Raw genomic sequence first — 22,216 nt, forward strand, 5'->3', positions numbered from 1 at the left:
CTGATTACTTCTCACTGATCCAATAAACACCTGATGGTTCAACTGCCAAGAATTTACTGTGTAATTCATTCAGTGTTTTTTGTGGATCTAAATCTGCAAATTGTTCAGGATAGAACCACTTAGCAAATACCTGCGCGACTATTACGTTATATGGAGAATTATAATAATTATGCCAAATAGCATAGTCTCTACCCTCTTTAACCGCAGTCAAAGAGCTGATACCTTTGCGAACAGTTATTTTTTTCAGGCTAGCTTTTGCCAGCTCAGGTGTAGCTTGCGCGCCCAGTTTTACACCAGGTTCATTACTGTCTGACGCTTTTGCACCACTGGCAATGTAAATATAAGGATCAGTTGCAATAATCTTTTCGAGATTCATATTACCAAGTGCGCCTGGTAGCACAGCTTTAGCAATGTTTTTACCGCCCGCCAGATCGATAAAATTACCCATATTACCATTACCGGCAGTAGCACAGCAGTCTTCAAAAGCACCCGCTCTTAGGTCAATAAATACAGCTGGCTTTTTCTCTTCCGGGATCTTATTGGTGATTTCCGTTACTAGTTTTATATTCTTCTCGTAGAAATCAGCATATTCTGTTGCTTGTTTTTCACGGTGCAATACTTTACCCAGCATACGAATGCTTGGCAGCGTATTTTTTAGTGGATCGGTGCGGAAGTCAACAAACACGACTGGAACGCCTGCTTTTTCAAGCTGAGCAACCAATTCACTGTTCTTACCCGGACCATGACCAGACAAGCCAAAAATAGCAATATCTGGATTGAGAGTTAATACTTTTTCAGAACTAACACTGTCAGCACTGGTATCACCAATCAAAGGAACTTTGTCAATCTCAGGGAATTTAGCTTTATAGATGGCGTAGGATTGTGGGTCCAGTTTGCGAAAATCACCTTGCCAACCCGCGATACGAGCCAGTGGTTTATCCCCTTCAAGTAAAGCGACAGCGTGGAACAAACGACCTTCACCCAACAAAATACGGTTTACATTCTCAGGAACGTCAACAGTACGGCCAACTACATCGGTAACCGTTTCAGCCCATGATGCGAAGCTTGCCATTACTGCCGAACCCGCTAACAGGCTGATACTGATACTCTTTGCAATAGATCGAGATACAAATTTCACTTTGTTAGCCTCTTTCATATTAATAATAATGGCGCTAACAATAAAGCAAACGAGAATACTTATCAATGTGATTTACAGAGATTTTGGAAATAACATGACTAAGTTATACGACTAACTGCATGAAAAATAAAAAAACGTCTATTTAGTTACAAAAATGAGCGTTTTCTGCTGATTTCCTGTCAATAGTTATTTAACCATAATAGAACAAAACGTTAAGATAATAATAAATTGATCGTGAATCGCATTGAAATACTGCAAAATCAGGCCGGTTTATGTCTTTCCAAAGACCCTACCAGCCTGTTAATTATTATTCAGCGTGATCAAATTCATTTATTGGGGATATCAGGAAATTCCATCTCGCTATATTTAATAAAACGGGTTTTCTTTGCTAATTTATAACCAAACCAAATCAATAGGAATAATGGAATACCAACATAAGTTGCGGTTACACCATACCAGTCAACTTTGTCTTGCAGAAACGCCTGATAATTCTGTCCTAATGTAATGGTCAGACAGAGAATAAACGCAAAGATCGGGCCAACCGGGAAAAACCCTGAACGATAAGGTAACTTATTTAGATCCAATCCCTGAGCTACATAACCACGGCGGAAACGATAATGACTGATAGCAATCCCTAACCATGCAATAAAACCTGTCATCCCAGAGGTATTCAACAACCACAGATACACTGTCTGATTACCGTACATTGAACTGAGGAAACACAAAGCAGCAACAACCGTTGTTGCATACAAAGCATTGCGCGGCACACCACCTTGAGATAATTTACCAAAAATCTTTGGTGCTTTGCCCTCTTTTGCCAATGTGAACAGCATACGAGTTGAGGCATACATCCCTGAATTACCCGCAGACAATACCGCAGTCAAAATAACGGCATTCATCACAGCCGCCGCTGATAATAAACCGGCATTTTCAAATACCAACGTAAACGGACTAACGCTAATATCCCCGACATCATTACGTAGCAAATTTGGATCAGTATAAGGAATGATCAGGCTAATAATCAGAATAGCAAAAATATAGAACAACAGAATACGCCAGAACACTTTACGTACCGCACGAGGAACATTCTTCGCGGGGTCTTTGGACTCACCCGCCGTAATGCCAATAAGTTCGACTCCCTGGAAAGAAAATCCAACTATCATTGCTACACCAATCATAGCAGAGAAACCACCGGCAAAAGGGGCATCACCAATAGTCCAGTTATGCCATCCAGCACCTTCTGTACCTTTCATAATACCGGTTATCATCAATATTCCGACCACAATAAAGACAATAATCGTGGTAACTTTAATCAAAGAAAACCAGTATTCAGCTTCACCAAAACCTTTCACTGAAATAAAATTCAGTAGAAAAACCAATGCAAGAAACAACGCACTCCAAACCCAACCTGGCACATCCGGCAACCAATAACCCATAACCAACTGAGCAGCCACCAAATCCACCGCGATAGCCACCGCCCAGTTGTACCAATAGTTCCAACCAAGGGCGAAACCAAATCCTTCTTCAACATATTTGGAGCCATAAGTTGAAAAAGAACCAGAAACAGGCATATAAGCAGCCAGCTCTCCCAGACTGGTCATCAGGAAGTAGATCATCAGGCCAATCAACGCATAGGAAAGTAATGCTCCACCAGGCCCGACCTGTGAAACCGTCACACCTGAAGCCACGAATAGCCCCGTGCCTATTGATCCACCAATAGCAATCATTGCCAAATGCCGCGCTTTTAATTCACGGCGTAAATGTTGCGCTATTGGCTTCCGGGGAATACTTTGTTGTTGAGACATTATGTTCCTGTTATCTGAGAATAAACCTGGTGGCGGATTGTAACAAATCCTCGCTATCAAAATAGCAAGGAAACACAATTATAAGATACCTTCATAATTCAGAAAAAATTATAAGTAATATAACTAATTCTTAACTAACGTTTAAATAAAAAATAAAATTCACTGGCAATAACTAAGCAGTTTTTGCAGTGCATTAGACATATGCTTTTGCCGATGACAAATCAGGTACAACATCCTGAAAAGCTTCAATTCTGGCACCTTCAATTCTAGCAAAATGCGATTTTCCAATTGTTCTGCAACGACTCGTCTGGATAAACAACTAATTCCCATGCCAAATTTAACAGCATGTTTTATCGCTTCAGAATTCCCCAATTCCATCAAAATTTTGAACCCAGGTAAACGGGCAAATAACAGATGATCCAATACCTCTCTGGTACCCGATCCCCTTTCTCTTAATATCCACGATGCATTAGCTAAATCATCCAATTTCAGCACCTGTTTAGCTAACGGGTTTTCAGGAGCAGAGAAAATAACCAACTCATCCTCCATCCAGAGATTAGTTATCAATTCAGGGCTGTGACAAGAACCCTCTATCAAACCAAGGTCAACGCGGAATTCCAGCACAGAATTGATGACATCTTGAGTATTACTGATGTTTAACTCCAAGGGTGTATCAGGAAAATCCCGACGATAATTTGCCAGCATTTCCGGCAACATATAATTACCAATGGTACTACTGGCGGCAATACGTAATGCACCCAGCTCTTGTTTAAATAACTGCTGAATTTCCCCTGCCTGTTCCAGTAATGCCAAAGCCTTGGGATAAAGTAAACGACCGTGCTCATTAGTTACCAGTCGTTTTCCTACCCTGTCAAAAAGCTGCACGCCAAGCTGGTTTTCCAGATCCGTTAGTGAAGCACTCACCGCAGATTGAGAAAGCGATAATTGCAGAGAGGCTTGTGTCGTTGAACCGCTTTTCAATACCTCAGTGAAAACTTCCAATTGTCTCAGTGTAATATGCATATTGCCTCACAAAATATAATATCAGCCAAATAGATTGTTTTAATTTTATACAGAAATAAACAACTTAACAAAAATCCTCTCTTCATTACCAGTTTTTTAGATTATATATAATAATTTTATCAATTTTAATGATAAATCTGTCTGCTATATACTTATGTTTAAAATATATAAGCAAAGTGAACAATATCTATGTCTAACATTCAAGCTAAAGAACTTAGTAAACAAAAATCTATTCCCAGAATAAAATTAATACCTGGGCTAATAGTGGCGGCAATACTTACCGCAATTTCAATCTATGCTGGAAATATTCCATGGTTTATTAATATGGGGCTGGGCGCACTGACACTGGCGATTCTGGCAGGAATTATTATCGGTAACACCGTTTATCCTTTACTTAAACCTTATTGTGATGAAGGTATTCATTTTTCCAAACATTATCTCCTACGAGCAGGCATTATTCTTTATGGGTTCCGTCTGACATTTCAGCAAATTGCTGACGTAGGTGCTACCGGTCTTTTAACTGACGCAATTATGTTGTCTTCAACTTTCTTTATTGCAATCTGGCTAGGAAAATCCCTCTTTGGATTAGACCAACAAACCTCAATATTAATTGGTGCCGGTAGCAGTATCTGCGGTGCAGCGGCTATTATGGCAACAGAGCCTGTGGTAAATGCTCCTGCCAGTAAAGTTGCTGTTGCTGTATCAACAGTTGTTATCTTTGGTACCATCGCTATTTTCATTTATCCATGGTTTTATCAACTCAACGAACATTATCAGTGGTTCTCATTCACACAAGAAGCTTTCGGTATCTTTACTGGCTCCACCATTCATGAAGTTGCTCAGGTTGTTGCTGTTGGACATGCTATTAGCGATCAAACGGAGAATGCCGCCGTTATCAGTAAGATGATTAGAGTTATGATGTTGGCGCCATTTCTGTTGTTATTATCCAGTTATATCAGCAATGCCCCTACTAAAAATAGCAAAAACAGTCAAGAGAGAACCCAAATTACTATCCCTTGGTTTGCTGTAATTTTCATTGCAATAGCTGGTTTCAACTCTTTTAATTTGTTACCTACAGTAATAGTTAATTATCTGATCAATATCGATACAATTATGCTCGCTATGGCCATGGTTGCATTAGGTTTAACTACTCATGTAAGTGCTATTCGTCAAGCTGGATTTAAGCCTATCTTGTTAGCTTTGATTTTGTTTGTATGGCTGGTGATCGGTGGATTTCTGATAAATCTAGGCGTCCAATATATACTTGGTTGATCGAAACATTCGCACTGAAGAACCTCATCAGTATATAACCTTTCCATTCTTAAGGTTCATTGACCGTCCGAACAATGACATAATGGGATAATAGTAGGTAAGGAGAAGATATGAAATTTGTTGGAGCACATGTCAGCGCTGCCGGTGGAGCCGATCAGGCCGTTATTCGAGCACACGAATTACAAGCTACCGCCTTTGCTCTGTTCACAAAAAATCAGCGGCAATGGAATGCACCACCGTTGACCACTGATGTCATCGATAAATTTAAAGAAAATTGTGAACGCTATGGGTATGGCAGCCGGCAAATTCTTCCTCACGATAGTTATCTGATTAATCTGGGCCACCCAGAAACTGATGCATTGGAGAAATCCCGGCTAGCATTCATTGATGAAATGCAACGTTGTGAACAACTAGGTATTGATCTACTGAATTTTCATCCAGGCAGTCATCTTAATAAAATAGATGTGGATAAGTGTCTGGCGCGAATTGCAGAATCTATCAATCTCGCTCTCAATAAAACCCAAGGGGTTACTGCGGTTATCGAAAATACAGCAGGTCAAGGGACAAACCTGGGTTTCAAATTTGAACATCTGGCCGCAATTATTAACGGAGTTGAAGACAAAAGCAGAGTTGGTGTCTGTATTGATACTTGTCACGCCTTTGCCGCTGGCTACGATTTACGTACAGAGAATGCTTGTAAACAGACTTTTCAGGAATTTGAAAAAATTGTTGGCTTTCAGTATCTGTGCGGAATGCATTTAAATGATGCCAAAAGTGAATTTGCCAGCCGTGTTGACCGACATCATAGCCTTGGAGAAGGTAATATTGGTAAAACACCTTTCAGTTACATTATGAAAGATGCCCGTTTTGATGAAATTCCTCTGATCCTTGAAACGATTAACCCAGATATTTGGCTGCAAGAAATTGCCTGGTTGAAATCACAACAAAATTAACTATTCATTAAATTAAACATCATTTAACTGGTGTCAGCTCAATTCTAGCCATCATTGCGGCTAATTCAGAGCGATTGCTGATCCCCACATTAGGCTGGCTGACTGCCAGCGCAGATACAGCCGTCGCCAATCGCAATGTGTGCTCACTGGATTCCCGCATCAGCAAACCATAAACCAGACCACCGACCATTGAATCACCAGCGCCAACAGTGCTGACAACTTTACAATGCGGTGGTTTTGCCAGCCATGCTCCAGATGCATTAACCCACAATGCGCCCTGCTCCCCCAGGGATATCACCACATGAGCAATTCCCTGATCCCTGAGCTGATGTGCAGCAATGATGACATCGGACACGTCAGGCAACTGGCGACCAGCCCATATCTCAAGCTCATAAAGATTCGGTTTAACTAACCAAGGAGAGGCTTGTAACCCCGCCACCAATGCCTCACGGCTGCTGTCGAAAATAATGCAAGGACAAATCTGACATAAACGGGCCATCCAGTCTGTAAAAGATTCAGCAGAAACTCCCGAAGGTAAGCTACCACTAACAACAACCATATCAAATTGTCCAAGCCATGAAAGTGAATCATTAAAAAATTTAAACCATTCTCCTTCACTGACACAAAAACCAGAGAAATTGAAATCCGTCACTTCACTGTTTCTTTCTGTCAATTTGACATTAATTCGTGTTCTACCCGGTACTAAATGGAAACGATTCGTCATACCGTTTTCACTGAAAAATTGCTGAAATCCTTCCTGATTTTCCTTACCTAGAAAACCACTGACAGTAACGTCAATACCCAAATCACGCAAAACCTTAGCAACATTATTGCCTTTACCCGCAGCATGTAATCCGACTGTTTGCACACGATTAATTGTCCCTTTGGCAATTTCCGGGCACAATCCAACCAAATCATAAGCAGGGTTTAAGGTAATAGTGGCAACTCTACGGCTCATTTTGCCCGGTGTCTCCTTTAGTAGATAATTATTATGACTATTGAATTTTCAGTTCTATTTATACCACTAAAATTGAATCGTTTCAGTTAAATTCCATATTTTCTTGCTCATTGTCTTAAGCTAATTTACAAGTCAGAATAATATCTAAACTCTTTTTTCTTAAAAAGAGATGTTAACTTATTGAAACTTAAATGAAGGAATATATTAAATGTCCGTAATTGTGGGTGTTGGCGTTGTTATTGTAAATGAGTATGGCCAAGTATTACTTGGAAAACGCAACAGTAAACATGCTCCATACTGGTCAATCTTTGGTGGTCATGTTGATGCCGGAGAAACTTTTGAACAATGCGCAATCCGTGAAATTAAAGAAGAAACGGGTCTGACAATACAATCACCAAAAGTCTACGGCATTTGTAATAATCTTCAGACTTATCAACGGGAAGGGAAACATACTATTTCAGTGTGTTTGCTCGCGAAACACCCAGGTGGCGAACCAAAATTAATGGAACCAGAAAAATGCGAACAACTTATGTGGTGCGATCCTGATAATCTTCCTGAACCTCATTTTGAAGCCAGCTGGAATGCAATAAAAATGTGGCAAGAGAATAAATTTTACCTTATTGAATGAACTAACCTATATTATTAGTTTAATTTCAAATAATACTTTATGACGTCTATTTACACTCTATACTCAAAAATGTATCTTTAAGCTAGTACAAAGACACTATACCCAGCAGGAGTTAATATGTCCATTGAGACAGCTCAGAGTTTAAAGCGCCCTTCTATACTCGGTGGTACCATGATAATTGCCGGAACCACGGTTGGGGCAGGGATGTTCTCCATTCCCGTGGTGACTTCCGGTGTTTGGTTTACTGGCTCAATTATTCTACTGGTTTACACATGGACGTGTATGTATTTTTCCAGCTTAATGATTCTGGAAGCCAACCTGAACTATCCATCAGGAGCGAGTTTTCATACTATTGCTAAAGATTTACTCGGCAAAAAATGGAATACAATAAACGGTATCTCTATTACATTTGTTCTCTATACACTGACCTACGCCTACATTTCAGCAGGCAGCTCAATCATTGCCCACAATTTTAAAAATATTGTTCCAATATCACAGGCAAATGCTGGCTTGATTTTTGCCTTTATCGTCGCGTTTATTGTCTGGTTATCAACTAAAGCTGTCGATCGTCTGAGCACAATTTTAATCGGTGGTATGGTTATTACCTTTTTTATGTCTATTGGTGGTATGTTTACAGAAGTTAAATCTGTAATCCTATTCAATCAAGGCGATGCCATACCAAACGATATGACAGAAAAATATATGCCTTACGCTTTAGCTGCTCTGCCCTACTTACTTATTTCATTCGGATATCACGGTAACATCCCAAGTTTAGTAAAATATTATAATAAAGATATCAAAGCCGTTATTCGCAGTCTGTTATTTGGTGCGTTAATTGCATTAGTTATTTATATCCTGTGGCAATATGTCATTCAAGGAAATATTCCCCGCGAAGCATTCAAACAGGTTATTGCTGATGGTGGGAATATCGGCGATTTACTAAAACAAATGGATAATACAATAAATAGCACAACAGTCACCCAGTTTCTTACTGCATTTTCTTATATGGCCTTGGCCAGCTCATTTCTTGGTGTCTCTTTAGGGCTATTTGATTACATGGCCGATCTCTTCAGCTTCAAAGATAACAACACTGGCCGGTTAAAATCTGCATTAGTCACATTTATTCCACCTACAGCCTTAGCTTTGCCATTCCCGAATGGTTTTCTGTATGCTATTGGTTTTGCCGGACTGGCCGCAACCATCTGGGCAGTTATTGTTCCGGCCCTTATGGCACGAGCCAGTCGCCAACGTTTCCCTGTAGCCAGTTACCGAGCACCAGGAGGGAACTTTCTGATTGGGTTCGTCATTTTGTTTGGTTTGATAAATGCTATAGCTCATATTTTGGCCTCTCTTGATTTATTACCTGTGTATCGTTGATATATAAATCATTCTTACTACAAACCCCAATGTAAAAAAACACTGGGGTTTTTTAATCCCCCACTTGCCTAATGCCTTGACTGCGAGTAATTTTGTCGCGATTATTCTCTCGCAGTTTTATGGAAGGTTACATATGGCTAAAGCCAACGAAATTAAACGCGGTAGTGCCGTCAGTTATAATAGTAAATTACTGCTGGTCAAAGATATTGATATTCAAGCACCAAGCGCCCGGGGGGCCAGTACATTATATAAAATGCGATTTACGGATATCCGTACCGGTCAAAAAGTGGAAGAACGTTTCAAGGGCGATGATATCCTTGATACGATCAGCCTAACTCGTCGTAGCGTTAGCTTTTCCTATATTGACGGCGATGAATATGTTTTCATGGATGATGAAGATTTCACACCTTACCACTTTAAAAAGGAACAAATCGAAGAAGAGTTGTTATTTATTCCTGAAGGTGGTCTGCCCGGTATGCAAGTTCTGACAATAGAAGGACAAGTTATTGCCCTTGAACTGCCCCAGACTGTCGATATGATTATTGAAGAAACGGCTCCTGGAATCAAAGGAGCTTCAGCAAGTGCACGGACAAAACCGGCTAAAATGAGTACCGGGCTCACCGTACAAGTACCTGAATATATCAATAGTGGGGAAAAAATACGTATTCATATTGCAGAACGTCGCTATATGGGACGTTGCGATTAACAACATTAGCTAATTCTGAGTTACCCTATATAAAACAGGGTAACTCAATTTTGCCTTTTTCATCAATTAAATCAGTTTCCTGCTTTCTCTAAGCATTTGAGCATAATTTCAATTCTCAAATAATATACAATATAAATCTGTCACTAATTCATTTGCGCAATAACAGATAAAATCCCCACTCTTCTTCAATTAAATATTGAAGAAATAACATTTAAAATTTTTCATAACATCAATTATAGAAAATTGTAACAACTCCAACTTTTTCTTTTCCTTTTACCCACTTAATTTCGGTTATACCAATTTGGTGGGGTAAATAAAAATAAACATCACGTTGGAGATCAAGTTTTCGTCGCTGAGTAATTTTATGCCCCTTCCGCCAACAAGTGGTATCAGCCCAGTTATCATGCCAATCAAAACGACACGGTGATTCAACAATTGCACCTGAGAAACGAATAACCCCTGAGCTTGATATTACATCTGACCCGCTACTGACAAGGCTAGGAATCATCAGAAAAAAACAACCAATCATAACTCGGAACATAGGCATAAAACCCTCGCCATTAAGACAGCATTATTTGCTTCAATTCCCAAAAGCAAAATCAATCTGGAAATCGGAAAAATTTATGAGGCCATGTCATTGGTAACGGCTATTTTCGGTGTTTATTTATGATTTTTAGCTTTTAACGCTGATTAAAATATTTATATCTTCCGATATGTGAATTCTCAGGACTAATTTTCAATAAATTAAAAATATATAATTTAAAATATCATCCAATACGACTCGATAAGAACCTATAGAATTGGACTGGAAAACTTATCAGAACAAGTAAGTGAAAATGGTAACCGGAAAGGAAAAAGCACAAAAATAGATAAAAAAATCATCAGACTAACTTATGATAAGAACTAGATTCATGACATTATTACCCAATATTTGCTATATTAGCCCACATATTGTGAGCTTAGTTACCACTGAATTTTACTTTTAACAAATAGGTATCCCATGACACGCAGTCACCCGTTTGCCATATTTACACTGAACCTGTTGGGGATCGCTTTATTTCTCTCCTGGTATTTGCCAGAACACCATGGTTTTTGGTTCAACATTGATTCCGCAATCTTTTACTTCTTTAACGAAAAATTAATGCCTGGTTCAAAATTCACAGAATTTGTAGCATTTGTGAATATCAGAGCTTTTGATGTAATCTCGCTTTTCTGTATGGGATTACTTTATTACAGTGCATTCCGTAAGCAGAATTACCACGGAAAGCGCAGGTTATTCATGATTGGCTTAGTTATGCTAATAAGCGCAGTTACGCTTAATCAAATCGGTCATCAACTCCCTGTCATTCGCCCAAGCCCAACAATAACATTTGATCATATCAATCGTATTAGTGAAATGACCAAGCTAGTGACAAAAGATGCATCTGGCAATAGTTTTCCAGGCGATCATGGATTAATGCTACTGATCTTTAGCTGTTTTATTCTGCGCTATATCTCAGGTAAAGCGTTCACTATTGCATTACTTATCGTAGTCATATTTGCGCTACCCCGTATTATGGCGGGAGCTCATTGGTTTACTGATATTGCAGTCGGTTCTTTATCTCTGGTTCTGATTGGAGCAAGTTGGTTATTACTAACACCATTGAGTGACATAATGGTTGACTGGCTGGATAAACATCTACCACAAATTGGTCGCCCGGTTTAAAACCTTTCTCATTAAGCTCCTTTTTACTGAATAATATTGGGAAGGTATTCGACCTTCCCAATTGCTCACAAGATCCACATAAATAACATAAAATAACAACATTCCTATTCTCTCGTACTCAGTAATCTAATTTTTTGTAAATTATGCTACTAAATACTCGCCTTTTCCTGATTGTTTCTGTAACCTCAGTTTGAATGACATTTATTGTGAATATCGTTATAAAACGTGGCATCCAGCGCGTTTTTACACTAAGCGCGTTGTTTACTTATTGTTTTTTCTAACACCAGGCTTCGAAGCGTTTGATATTTTTCAATAATAGCGACCAATTAAGGTAAGGATAGCAAGGGAAAACAAGAATAATGGTCAAGTCTCAACCGGCACTGAGATACATTACGCGGCTGATACCCGCGCTGTTCGTGGTAATGACTTTATCCGCGTGCAGCTCACCAGATTCTTCAAAGTTTCGTAATGCACAAACTGACACGCATGCAGTAAATGGTAAGAATGGTTTCTTACTGCAAGCGTCTCAGGATGAATTCGAAGCACTGGTTCGCAATCTGGATATAAAATCTAAAATTCTTAGTCAATACAATGGCTGGAAAGGTGTTGCCTATCGACTTGGTGGCAATACTAAACGCGGTATAGATTGCTCTGCCTTTGTTCAACGTACTTTCCGTGACCAGTTTGGTATGGAGTTGCCACGTTCAACTTCTGAACAGCAAAACATTGGTAAAAAAATCGACCGCTCAAAATTACGTCCTGGTGATTTGGTCCTGTTTAAGACTGGCGCGCGTACAAGGCATATTGGCATCTATGTTGGCAATGACCAATTTGTTCATGCCTCTACCAGTAATGGTGTAATTGTTTCCAGATTAAACAGCGCATACTGGAGTAAACGTTATTATGATGGTCGCCGGGTCATCAGTAGTAGCACAATGCCTAACGGTTAAAAACAATTTTTCCCTTGCCATACAAAAAGCACAAAAGCGCTTCCACTAAAGGAAGCGCCTCTCTTCTTTTTACAGTCAGAATGGATAAAGCGCCGTCATTTTTTCGGCAATTGCCGCACCAAGAGTCTTCAAACGGCACATAACTGCACTTTCATCTTCACTATCAACAAACAAGCATGCCTGACCTTCCCATTCAATCACAGTGCTTTCAATTTGCATATCAGCAAGTGATTGCTGTAATTTTTGCATAACATTCCACGCAGCCTCATCTTCATGGCTGAGTAGTTTCAACCCCATCAGGCTACTTTTTACATTCACTTCATCAACCGGGAGTGGTTCAACTTTGATACCCACAAAGCCGGGTGACCATCTGTAACTTTGCGGTAGTCGATGTACCACCGAAAGCTGAATATTATTCACGAATCATTCCTACCTGAAAGAACATAATTAAAGTTAAAGTTAGCGACTATCTTCAGGTGTTCTACTCGCCAAAACCGAATAACCCCTCCCGAAAGGTAAACAAAAGGTTAAATTTGTGTTTATATTATTACATTAAATTCAAACTTCACCTTAGAAAAAGTGCGATCAATCTCGCATTTTGCATATATTTATACTTTTTTTGAAGAAAACTCAACTTATTTTTATGCAAAAAAATAACTTCATGTTTAATGATTATTTACATATTTTATTTTTTCAACTCAACGCCTTAACATAAAAATCGAACAAGCACGATAAAAATAAATAGATAACAATGTGTTCTATAAGGGAAAACTAATCATAACCTAATAATAACATGCTTCAATATTTTTCATTTAACAAAAATACAACATCAAAATCATAATTTTCATCAATGTATTGACAATTACTCATTATCACAAACTGATAGTTCGGAATTTCCTTACATTGAGAGATTAAACCTTCAGCCCAACCAACAAAAACAAGATATAAGAAGCGATAGAATTGAGACAATACACCTTTACCGCTCTGGAAATAAACAGGTTTAATCATAAGAAAGCCAGTCACTCAATTCCAAAATATCCCCAGATATTAAGGAACCAACCCAATAATTCTCTTAATAACATTATCTTTTTTAATGATAATTTTAGTGATGCAAAAAATGCTTTTAATATCACACAGCTAACACTATTTCATTATCTAATGTTAAATTTTCGAATAACACAATACAACCAACCCATTGATATAACTATGAAATTTAACAAAAAATCAAATAAAGCCCCATGTCATCAATCAAGAATATATCAGTGGAGACAGATATACATATTGGAATAAAATTATTAAGGAAAAGGCTGCACATGAAGCAGCCTTATATTTTTATTTACAACCTTTTCTTGCATATGTAATAAGTAACGTAGCTGAAATAACACATAAAGCCATAGAACCAACCATTGGCCAAGCGTTACACGCAGGTACCATAGCAATCAGTGAACCAATTAAGGCACTAATACCAAAACGGATAGTACCCGCCAATGAAGATACTGTTCCTGCCATATGCGGATAATCATCTAAAATCACCGCCATTGCATTGGATGTAATCATAGAAATCCCACAAACATACGCTGCAACACCAATTACCAGAGACATGAAACCCAAATTCAGCGCAGTAGACAGTAATAGCCAAATCCCCATCATAAACTGTATACTTAAGCCGAAATACATCATTTTCAGCGCACCAAAGCGCCGAACATAACGACTATTTATCATCGTCATCACAAACAGAAATATGATATTCAGCGCAAAGTAATAACCAAAGTTCTGCGGCGATACGCCATTTAATTCAATATAAACAAATGGCCCCGCACTGAGAAAAGAGAACATTCCCGCAAACGAAAAACCGCTGGCAAGCATGTAGCAAAACACACGACTCTGGCGGAATAACATAATAAACTGACTTATGGTTGTGCGAAGATGAAACTTTTGTCTTTTTTCTTTCGGCAAAGTCTCTTTTATAAAGAAAGCAACAAGAAATGCAGCAATAACAGAAGTCACCGCAATGCTCCAGAAAATAGCATGCCATGTGAACCAAATCATCATCATTCCCCCAAGAATCGGGGCAATTAATGGCGCAATAGTCATCACCAATACCACAAAAGACATGCTACGTGAGAATTCATCTTTCGTGAACACATCCCGCATCAAAGCATTAATAACAACACTCGCAGCAGCAGCGGAAAACCCATGTAAAAAGCGCAGATAAATAAAATCATCGATATTTTGAGCCATTGCGCACGCGGCCGAAGCCAGAGCAAACACAATAACCCCACCCAGAATGACCGGTTTACGCCCCAAACTGTCAGCCATCGGACCATATGCTATCTGGCCGATAGCAAAACCGAGAATATAACTGCTTAGTGTCATTTGAACCCGCCCGCTATCCACACCGAAATCCCTGGCAACGGTCGGAAAACTGGGTAAGTACATGTCAATAGCAAGAGGCATTAACATAGAAAGCAGCCCAAGGATCAAAATCAACCCCAAATAGGATGAGCGTTGTTGTTGCACGCGTATGACTCCAATAATTTAAAATGATTAACTAAAACTAAACTTTAGGAACAGTGATACTGGCAATTTCTTGCTCAGTTAACGGTCGGTATTCCCCAGGTTCCAGGGCAGAATCTAAGATAATTTCACCGATTCGTTCACGATGAAGTTCTATCACCCGGTTCTCTACGGCTGCAAACATACGTTTTACCTGATGGTAACGTCCTTCACTGATAGTCAAACGTACCAATTGAGGCGCCAGAATTTCCAGTTGAGCAGATTTTGTCAGCGTTTTTTCACCATTAAGTTGAACACCAGCAAGAAACTTATCTGCCGTTCCTTCTGCAACTGGATATTCAAGTGTTACCAAATAGGTTTTTTCACAATGGTGTTTGGGGGAAGTGATGCGATGAGACCATTGACCATCATTAGTCAACAAGACCAGACCCGTGGTATCCATATCCAACCGGCCAGCAGTGTGTAATTTATTTGCTGCCGGCTCATCAATAAAATAGAGGACCGTCGGGTTCACAGGATCATCCGTGGAGCAGACATACCCTGATGGTTTATTCAACATAAAATAACGCGGCCCTTGCTGCTGTTCCAGTAACGAACCATCAAACATGATTTGTTGTTCTGGAGTTATTTTATAAGCTCCGGTTTTTATAATCTCATCATCAACGGTTATACGCCCCGCGCGCAACTCGCGTCCCACGTCATTCCGGCTGATACCAAGCTGTTGTGACAAAAATTTATCCAATCGCATGGATGAAGACACCTGTATTAAATTAATTCAAAAATGAATATGGCCCTACTATCTTGGCACTACAACGCAGAGCCGCCAAAAAAAGAAGATGTGAGGTAAATTTAAAAGATTTTCAGGCTAATCATAACTATGTTTACTATAAACAACAATTATCTATTTGTTATAACTGATTATAGTTTCAATCAGATAATTATCTTACCTCACTTCTACTCACAGTAAACTCATCGGAAAAATGTTACCCTTTTGCGCGTGTTTTTCTGTTACAGAGCAAATATGACATTTACTTTACGTCCCTATCAGCAAGAAGCTGTGGATGCCACTATTAATCATTTCCGGCACCATCATGAACCCGCTGTCATAGTACTACCAACCGGAGCGGGTAAAAGCCTGGTTATTGCTGAACTGGCAAAATTGGCCCGAGGGAGAGTATTAGTACTGGCTCATGTGAAAGAATTGGTTGCACAGAACCACGGCAAATATTGCGCTTATGGGTTACAAGCAGATATTTTTTCCGCCGGATTACAACAGAAACAAAGTTCAGGAAAAGTCGTATTTGGCAGCGTGCAATCTGTCGCCCGTAATCTTGAACATTTCGATAATCAATTCTCCTTACTGATAATTGATGAGTGCCATCGTATCAGTGACGATGAAAACAGCCAGTACCAGCAAATTATTCATCACCTTTGGCAAAATAATCCACAACTACGTATTCTTGGATTAACCGCGACACCTTACAGACTGGCTATTGGTTGGATATATCAATATCACTATCATGGTATGATCCGTGGTGATGAAAATAGTTTTTTCCGTGATTGCATATACGAATTGCCCCTGCGTTATATGATTAAACATGGTTTTCTGGTACCTCCACAGCGGCTGGATATGCCTGTCATGCAATATGATTTCAGCCAAATCCGCTCCAGTCAGCAAGGTATTTTTAATGAAACTGATTTAAATCGCGAAATCAAACGGCAAAAACGCATCACACCTCATATTATCAGACAAATTATTGAATATTCAGTTGACCGTAAAGGGATTATGCTTTTTGCTGCAACTGTCGAACATGCCAAAGAGATTCTTCAATTACTCCCTTCTGGCCAAGCTGCCTTAGTCAGTGCCGATACATTAACCGCCGATCGCGATTTGTTTATCGAAGCCTTTAAAGCTCAACAATTGCGTTACATGGTTAACGTTGCCGTATTGACCACCGGGTTTGATGCACCTCATGTCGATTTGATAGCAATCCTGCGCCCTACTGAATCCGTCAGCCTATATCAACAGATTATTGGCCGTGGTCTCAGGTTATTTCCAGGTAAAAAAGATTGCCTTATTCTTGATTACGCAGGGAATCCCCACGATCTCTACACACCGGAAGTCGGTAACCATAAACCAAATAAACAAAGCCAGCCAGTTCAAGTATTCTGCCCTGTCTGCAACTTTGCCAATATGTTCTGGGGAAAATGCGCCTCCAATGGTGAAGTCATTGAGCATTTTGGACGCCGCTGTCAAGGCTGGGAAGCGGATCAACATGGCAAACGCCACCAATGCAACTTCCGTTTTCGCTTTAAACTGTGTCCTCATTGTAGCGCTGAAAATGATATTGCGGCACGGCGTTGTCATAGTTGCCAAGAGATACTGGTCGATCCCGATGACATGCTGAAAGCAGCATTAAAACTCAAAGATGCACTGGTACTACGTTGTGGTGGTATGCAACTCATCCCTGGAACTGACAGCAAAGGAGAATGGCTGAAAATCATCTATTACGATGAAGATGGTGCCAATGTTTCCGAGCGTTTTCGGCTTACAACCTCTGCCCAACGACTGACCTTTCAGCACCAATTTCTCCGACAGCATCAGTGTGCTCCGGCTGTCCCTTTTAACTGGAAAACAGCCTCAGAAGTTGTTCAGAAGCAACCTTTATTACGCCACCCAGACTTCGTTATTGCCCGTAAAAAAGGCCAATTCTGGCAGATCCGTGAAAAGATCTTTGACTATCAAGGACGTTTCCGACAAGCAGATGAATTGTATTAATATGTTCAAATGGACGTATTCCATTTGCTGTAACTGCCATTTTTCGCTAGAATGCCGCCCGTTTAACACTACGTTAAGCCAAATCTCGAACCTGCTGCTGGGTCGCCTGTAGCAGGATTTATTTTCCTCTTATGTGAGAAAGAGAAAAAATAATGTTTACTATTAATGCAGAAGTACGTAAAGAACAGGGTAAGGGTGCGAGCCGCCGCCTGCGCAGAGCTAACAAGTTCCCAGCTATCGTATACGGTGGCAACCAGGAGCCTGTTTCTATTGAATTGGATCACGACCAAGTTATCAATATGGAACAAAAAGCAGAATTCTATAGCGAAATTCTGACCTTAGTTATTGATGGTAAAGAAACTAAAGTGAAAGTGCAGGCTGTACAGCGCCATCCGTTTAAACCAAAACTGGCGCACATTGACTTCCTGCGTGCTTAATTAGCCACAGTCGAGCTTTTCGGGACGCCGAGTAAATAACGCCGCATTTGCGGCGTTATTTATTTATGGTATCAGTGCCCCCCACTACGACGCTGTAATTGGTCACGTAAATTGGGTGGAGTCCCTTTAATTGTTAAAGTATCCGTCACCGGGTCCCAAAAAATTCTTTCACCAAATAACATTGCATCAAAATTAATCGTCAATCCGCCGCCACTGCCAGCAAATTTAGTCAACTGGCGCAATGTACTACGATCTGCGGGAAAACTCTCTTCCAGTTCATATCCCTGCTCTTGAGAAAATTGCTGGAAACTCTGTTCTCCAAATGTTGGCAATTCCTGAGACAATTCCTCAATCTCAATTTCTTCTCCCGCCTGCAATTGCTCATTGCAATAACCGTATACCTGTTGGCGATATGCCTGACGCTCATTTTTATCAAGCTGCCCAGATTCACAATAATCATCAATTGCCTGTAATAAGCCTTTATTCTGCACCTTAGCATTCATACCTTCACTGGCAGCAAGGAAGTCCATAAAAAAATCTGAGACTTTACGCCCTACCCGTCCCTTCAGGAAAGTTAAATAACGATTTGATTCAGGATTGGTTTCCCACTCAGTCAAATCTACACGTGCAACAATATCAGCATGAGGAATATCTAGATAATGAGTGGTATTCAAATCCAGATTATCGTTAACAGACATACTATTACAGCTATTAAGCACAGCAATCAATAAATACTCTACCGCCAAATAGCGATACTGACAGAATAGGACCGTTCCACCCTCAGCAAACGGATATTTTGCTAATTCATCCCTTAAACGTGCCGTTGCTGCACGGCTGAATCCAAGAAAATCCTCATCACCCTTACGCTGATGTCGGAGAGCTTCTGCCAATTCACTCTCTTCATTAAATAAGCCATAAGCTTTACTTTTTGCACTGTATACACGGTGTAATTCAGCCATCATATCTTCCACCACTTGATCGGTGGCGAGCAGAGAATCACGCAGCACGACATCTAGCATCTGTTCATCACGCTTGATTAGTTGATGCAAGGCAATCTGGTCTATTTGCAGACTCATTCTTTCCACTCCTTTCGCTGCTTACTTCATTCGCTTTTAACGGCGTATTCAAACACTGATAACAAACTGCCGCAATAAAAAAACCGGAAAAAAATAGCGTTTCACCCTGCACTCTTCACTACTATTCACCGATAAATACCAAAAAACTGCCAAAAACCCCCTAATTATTGCAACATAATATTAGCCATGAATTAATTTGCTATAAAAGAGCAGAAAATCACTCACCTATACGGTAAGATAGTGTGCTTTGTTAGTTCAGGAAGTTTAAATTTATGCCACAGTCATCCCGTTACAGTGACGAGCACGTTGAACGTTTATTAACAGAATTAGTCAGTGTTCTGGAAAAAAACCATACGCCGACAGACCTTTCTCTAATGGTACTGGGCAATATGGTAACAAATTTAATCAATACGAGTGTGTCCCCTGCACAGCGCAGACATATAGCTGACTCGTTTGCATACGCGCTTAAATCTTCAGTAAACGAAGATAAAGCCCATTAATTTTTAACTAAAGACCAAAACGTAAACAAAATATGGTGACTAGCCGTCAGCGTTATCGTGAAAAAGTTTCCCAGATGATTAGCTGGGGGCATTGGTTTGCCTTGTTTAATATCCTGCTCAGCCTTGGATTAGGCAGCCGGTACCTGTTTATTTCCGACTGGCCGGGCTCACTTTTCGGCCGAGTCTATGCTTTGGTCAGTTGGCTTGGGCACTTTAGTTTTATTGTTTTCGCCGCTTATCTGTTAATTCTGTTTCCACTGACATTTATTGTCATGTCACAGCGCCTGCTAAGATTTCTTTCGGCTATTTTCGCTACAGCCGGGCTGACGCTGTTGATATTCGACAGCGCCGTATACAACCGTTTCCACCTTCACCTTACACCTTTAGTTTGGGATCTGGTGATCAACCCTGATCAGGGGGAACTGGCACGGGAATGGCAACTGATGTTTATCTGTATTCCAGTCATTTTTCTGGTACAGATGTTATTTGGCACCTGGAGTTGGCAGAAACTACGTAGCCTAAATCGGCAACGGGTTGGTAAGCCATTAACGGCGGTTTTCATATCTGCCTTTTTGGCTTCCCATCTGATGTATATCTGGTCTGACGCTAATTTTTACCGCCCGATAACCATGCAGCGCTCTAACCTACCGCTCTCTTATCCAATGACAGCGCGTAAATTTCTTGAGAAACATGGCCTGCTGGATCAGAAAGAATATCAGCATCGCCTTATACAACAGGGTGATCCCGCTGCTTTGGCCGTTAACTACCCACTTAATAATCTGATTTATCAGGATCAGGGAAGCGGATACAACCTATTGATACTCGTTGTTGACGGGCTGGATAATAAAGATATTACAAAAAATATGCCCGCTCTTTCCCATTTCAGAGAAACCAGCATTCAATTCAATCAGCATTTCAGTACTGGTATTCAAAATGATACAGCCTTGTTCGGGTTATTTTATGGCATTTCTTCCGGCTACCTAGATGGAATACTTGCTGGGCGTAAATCATCAGCACTGTTCAATGCACTGACTCATCAAGGATACCAATTTGGGTTATTCTCCTCAGAAGGGTTTAAAACTCCGCTTTATCGTCAGGCACTGCTTTCCGACTATTCATTACCCACCGCGGTCAACCAAAGCAACCAACTTACGGTAGAACAATGGCAACAATGGCTGAATTTACCCAATACCAGCACCCCATGGTTTTCTTTACTGAAGATAAATGGATTAGATAAAGCTGCCGAGCCAGCTGACAAATCAGCACTGGATAACCAAATTAACACTGTATTAGAGACACTGAAAAACAAAAATGCCCTGAATAACACGGTAATTATCATTACCGCCGACCATAGCGAAATCGCAGCTATCCATCCACCTAAGTGGATAAATAATGATAGATTCAATCGTGTGCAAATGCATGTCCCTCTGCTTATTCATTGGCCAGACACACCACCACAGACAATCGATAAACTGACTAGCCATCAGGACATCATGACAACATTAATGCAACGCTTGTTGCATGTTAGCAATTCTCCTGATGATTATTCTCAAGGCGAAGACCTGTTTGCAGCACAACGTAACAATCCATGGATTATTACTGGTGATAATGGTTCTCTAATTATTACAACCAGTGAAAATACTTTATTTCTGGATAAGAACGGTAACTATTACCTGTATGACCTTGAAGGCAACGAAGTCAAAGATGCTAAACCCAATCTGGCACAGCTGTTACAGATACTAACAGAGGTTAAACATTTCATAGCTAATTAAATGCTTAAAAATCAATCAGTCACAAAATTCAGTACTTGCTTTTAGGCAAAAAATCAGTACTATAATACGAATTATCGGCATGTAGCGCAGCTTGGTAGCGCACCGTCATGGGGTGTCGGGGGTCGGAGGTTCAAATCCTCTCATGCCGACCAAATTTCCCTAGAAAAACCAACCAATTGCGGTTGGTTTTTTTATGGGTGAAATTTGCCTGGGGCAAAATTAGGGAAAAACTGGGGAAAAACCCCGCTTCCGCATCTGGCATTTATAGCCCTCACTTCGGCATCTCAGGCCACTCAACATCCGGCGCTTGATTCACATCTACACGAGTCAGCAATACTCTGTATTTTCTCCACTCAAGCAGAGCTTCTTTCTCTGAGTCTGTAGCGACTTCTAAGTCAACCGAGTCTTGCAATAGAGACAGTGTTTCATTTGCTTGTTGTAACAGTGCTACTTGCTGTTGCTTTGCTTCGTTGATCTGATGCGCTTTGAGTAAGTCTTTATCAACTACCCACTCTTTACCATCCCACGTATCAAAATCAGTAGGTGGCTTATTGAATGTAAGTGTATCGGGTAGTTCGCCAATTTCAGTTATCTCACGTTTTTGACGGGTTTGTGTGTCG

The 22,216-nt window shown here is 40.2% G+C and carries 21 protein-coding genes and 1 tRNA gene; 12 read left to right on the top strand and 10 right to left on the bottom strand.

Translation table 11 applies throughout. From position 1 onward, the window contains the following. Window positions 1–4 precede the first annotated feature (4 nt). The 3 genes from C5469_RS04575 to yieE form a co-directional block, all read right to left on the bottom strand. Window positions 5–1,156, bottom strand: a complete 1,152-nt coding sequence (locus C5469_RS04575; protein ID WP_207628724.1) for an ABC transporter substrate-binding protein — start codon at window positions 1,154–1,156, stop codon at window positions 5–7. A 308-nt stretch (window positions 1,157–1,464) separates the two neighbouring features. Next, window positions 1,465–2,943: an amino acid permease gene (locus C5469_RS04580; RefSeq protein WP_166302919.1), complete on the bottom strand. Its 1,479-nt coding sequence runs from the start codon at window positions 2,941–2,943 to the stop codon at window positions 1,465–1,467. A gap of 159 nt (window positions 2,944–3,102) precedes the next feature. Next, entirely contained in the window at window positions 3,103–3,966 is an 864-nt protein-coding gene (gene yieE, locus C5469_RS04585; protein ID WP_166302922.1) for a DNA-binding transcriptional regulator YeiE, read from the bottom strand. Window positions 3,967–4,155: 189 nt separating this feature from the next. On the opposite strand from yieE, the gene C5469_RS04590 reads away from it, so the two are divergent. Together C5469_RS04590 and nfo are read left to right on the top strand one after the other, a co-directional pair. Further along, window positions 4,156–5,238 (top strand): YeiH family protein, encoded by a 1,083-nt coding sequence (locus C5469_RS04590; RefSeq protein WP_166302925.1) that lies wholly within the window; start codon window positions 4,156–4,158, stop codon window positions 5,236–5,238. A gap of 110 nt (window positions 5,239–5,348) precedes the next feature. Then, window positions 5,349–6,191, top strand: a complete 843-nt coding sequence (nfo, locus tag C5469_RS04595; RefSeq protein WP_166302928.1) for a deoxyribonuclease IV — start codon at window positions 5,349–5,351, stop codon at window positions 6,189–6,191. A 19-nt stretch (window positions 6,192–6,210) separates the two neighbouring features. Here nfo and fruK read toward each other — a convergent pair whose 3' ends face one another. Continuing rightward, window positions 6,211–7,149 (bottom strand): 1-phosphofructokinase, encoded by a 939-nt coding sequence (gene fruK / locus C5469_RS04600; protein WP_166302931.1) that lies wholly within the window; start codon window positions 7,147–7,149, stop codon window positions 6,211–6,213. 208 nt (window positions 7,150–7,357) lie between these two features. On the opposite strand from fruK, the gene C5469_RS04605 reads away from it, so the two are divergent. The 3 genes from C5469_RS04605 to yeiP all read left to right on the top strand — a co-directional run bounded on the left by C5469_RS04605 (window position 7,358) and on the right by yeiP (window position 9,860). Further along, window positions 7,358–7,777: a nucleotide triphosphate diphosphatase NUDT15 gene (locus C5469_RS04605; RefSeq protein ID WP_166302934.1), complete on the top strand. Its 420-nt coding sequence runs from the start codon at window positions 7,358–7,360 to the stop codon at window positions 7,775–7,777. Between the two features lie 117 nt (window positions 7,778–7,894). Beyond that, entirely contained in the window at window positions 7,895–9,154 is a 1,260-nt protein-coding gene (mtr, locus tag C5469_RS04610; protein WP_166302937.1) for a tryptophan permease, read from the top strand. Window positions 9,155–9,287: 133 nt separating this feature from the next. Continuing rightward, window positions 9,288–9,860 (top strand): elongation factor P-like protein YeiP, encoded by a 573-nt coding sequence (gene yeiP, locus C5469_RS04615; protein WP_166302940.1) that lies wholly within the window; start codon window positions 9,288–9,290, stop codon window positions 9,858–9,860. 229 nt (window positions 9,861–10,089) lie between these two features. Here the strand turns inward: yeiP and C5469_RS04620 are convergent, their stop codons facing one another. Further along, complete coding sequence (locus tag C5469_RS04620) at window positions 10,090–10,401, bottom strand: hypothetical protein (RefSeq protein ID WP_166302943.1); 312 nt, start codon at window positions 10,399–10,401, stop codon at window positions 10,090–10,092. A 459-nt stretch (window positions 10,402–10,860) separates the two neighbouring features. Between C5469_RS04620 and C5469_RS04625 the strand changes: the two genes are divergently transcribed. Next, window positions 10,861–11,565 (top strand): phosphatase PAP2 family protein, encoded by a 705-nt coding sequence (locus C5469_RS04625; RefSeq protein ID WP_166302946.1) that lies wholly within the window; start codon window positions 10,861–10,863, stop codon window positions 11,563–11,565. Between the two features lie 359 nt (window positions 11,566–11,924). Continuing rightward, window positions 11,925–12,515, top strand: a complete 591-nt coding sequence (gene mepS / locus C5469_RS04630) for a bifunctional murein DD-endopeptidase/murein LD-carboxypeptidase (protein ID WP_166302949.1) — start codon at window positions 11,925–11,927, stop codon at window positions 12,513–12,515. Between the two features lie 75 nt (window positions 12,516–12,590). On the opposite strand, the gene C5469_RS04635 is transcribed toward mepS, so the two are convergent. From C5469_RS04635 to rsuA, 3 genes are all read right to left on the bottom strand, one after another. After that, entirely contained in the window at window positions 12,591–12,935 is a 345-nt protein-coding gene (locus tag C5469_RS04635; protein ID WP_166302952.1) for a YejG family protein, read from the bottom strand. Between the two features lie 912 nt (window positions 12,936–13,847). Then, window positions 13,848–15,035 (bottom strand): Bcr/CflA family multidrug efflux MFS transporter, encoded by a 1,188-nt coding sequence (locus C5469_RS04640; protein ID WP_166302955.1) that lies wholly within the window; start codon window positions 15,033–15,035, stop codon window positions 13,848–13,850. Between the two features lie 37 nt (window positions 15,036–15,072). Then, the gene (gene rsuA / locus C5469_RS04645; protein WP_166302958.1) at window positions 15,073–15,780 is read right to left on the bottom strand and encodes a 16S rRNA pseudouridine(516) synthase RsuA; all 708 of its coding nucleotides are present in this window, start codon (window positions 15,778–15,780) and stop codon (window positions 15,073–15,075) included. Between the two features lie 273 nt (window positions 15,781–16,053). Here rsuA and radD point away from each other — a divergent pair, with 273 nt between their 5' ends. Further along, the gene (gene radD, locus C5469_RS04650; RefSeq protein ID WP_166302961.1) at window positions 16,054–17,811 is read left to right on the top strand and encodes a DNA repair helicase RadD; all 1,758 of its coding nucleotides are present in this window, start codon (window positions 16,054–16,056) and stop codon (window positions 17,809–17,811) included. Window positions 17,812–17,963: 152 nt separating this feature from the next. Beyond that, window positions 17,964–18,248 carry a 50S ribosomal protein L25 gene (gene rplY, locus C5469_RS04655; protein ID WP_166302964.1) on the top strand — a complete coding sequence of 95 codons (285 nt, stop codon included), beginning with the start codon at window positions 17,964–17,966 and terminating at the stop codon, window positions 18,246–18,248. A 71-nt stretch (window positions 18,249–18,319) separates the two neighbouring features. Here rplY and yejK read toward each other — a convergent pair whose 3' ends face one another. Then, window positions 18,320–19,324 carry a nucleoid-associated protein YejK gene (gene yejK, locus C5469_RS04660; protein ID WP_166302967.1) on the bottom strand — a complete coding sequence of 335 codons (1,005 nt, stop codon included), beginning with the start codon at window positions 19,322–19,324 and terminating at the stop codon, window positions 18,320–18,322. A gap of 272 nt (window positions 19,325–19,596) precedes the next feature. On the opposite strand from yejK, the gene C5469_RS04665 reads away from it, so the two are divergent. From C5469_RS04665 to C5469_RS04675, 3 genes are all read left to right on the top strand, one after another. Beyond that, window positions 19,597–19,824, top strand: a complete 228-nt coding sequence (locus tag C5469_RS04665) for a YejL family protein (RefSeq protein ID WP_166302970.1) — start codon at window positions 19,597–19,599, stop codon at window positions 19,822–19,824. Window positions 19,825–19,856: 32 nt separating this feature from the next. Next, complete coding sequence (gene yejM / locus C5469_RS04670; protein ID WP_166302973.1) at window positions 19,857–21,596, top strand: LPS biosynthesis-modulating metalloenzyme YejM; 1,740 nt, start codon at window positions 19,857–19,859, stop codon at window positions 21,594–21,596. Window positions 21,597–21,671: 75 nt separating this feature from the next. Continuing rightward, window positions 21,672–21,748 (top strand) — tRNA-Pro (locus C5469_RS04675). Between the two features lie 119 nt (window positions 21,749–21,867). On the opposite strand, the gene C5469_RS04680 is transcribed toward C5469_RS04675, so the two are convergent. Continuing rightward, a partial coding sequence (locus C5469_RS04680) for a tail fiber assembly protein (protein WP_166302976.1) occupies window positions 21,868–22,216 on the bottom strand: 349 nt, incomplete at its 5' end.

This window comes from Photorhabdus cinerea (genome assembly GCF_011189575.1).
Taxonomy (GTDB): Bacteria; Pseudomonadota; Gammaproteobacteria; order Enterobacterales; family Enterobacteriaceae; genus Photorhabdus; species Photorhabdus cinerea.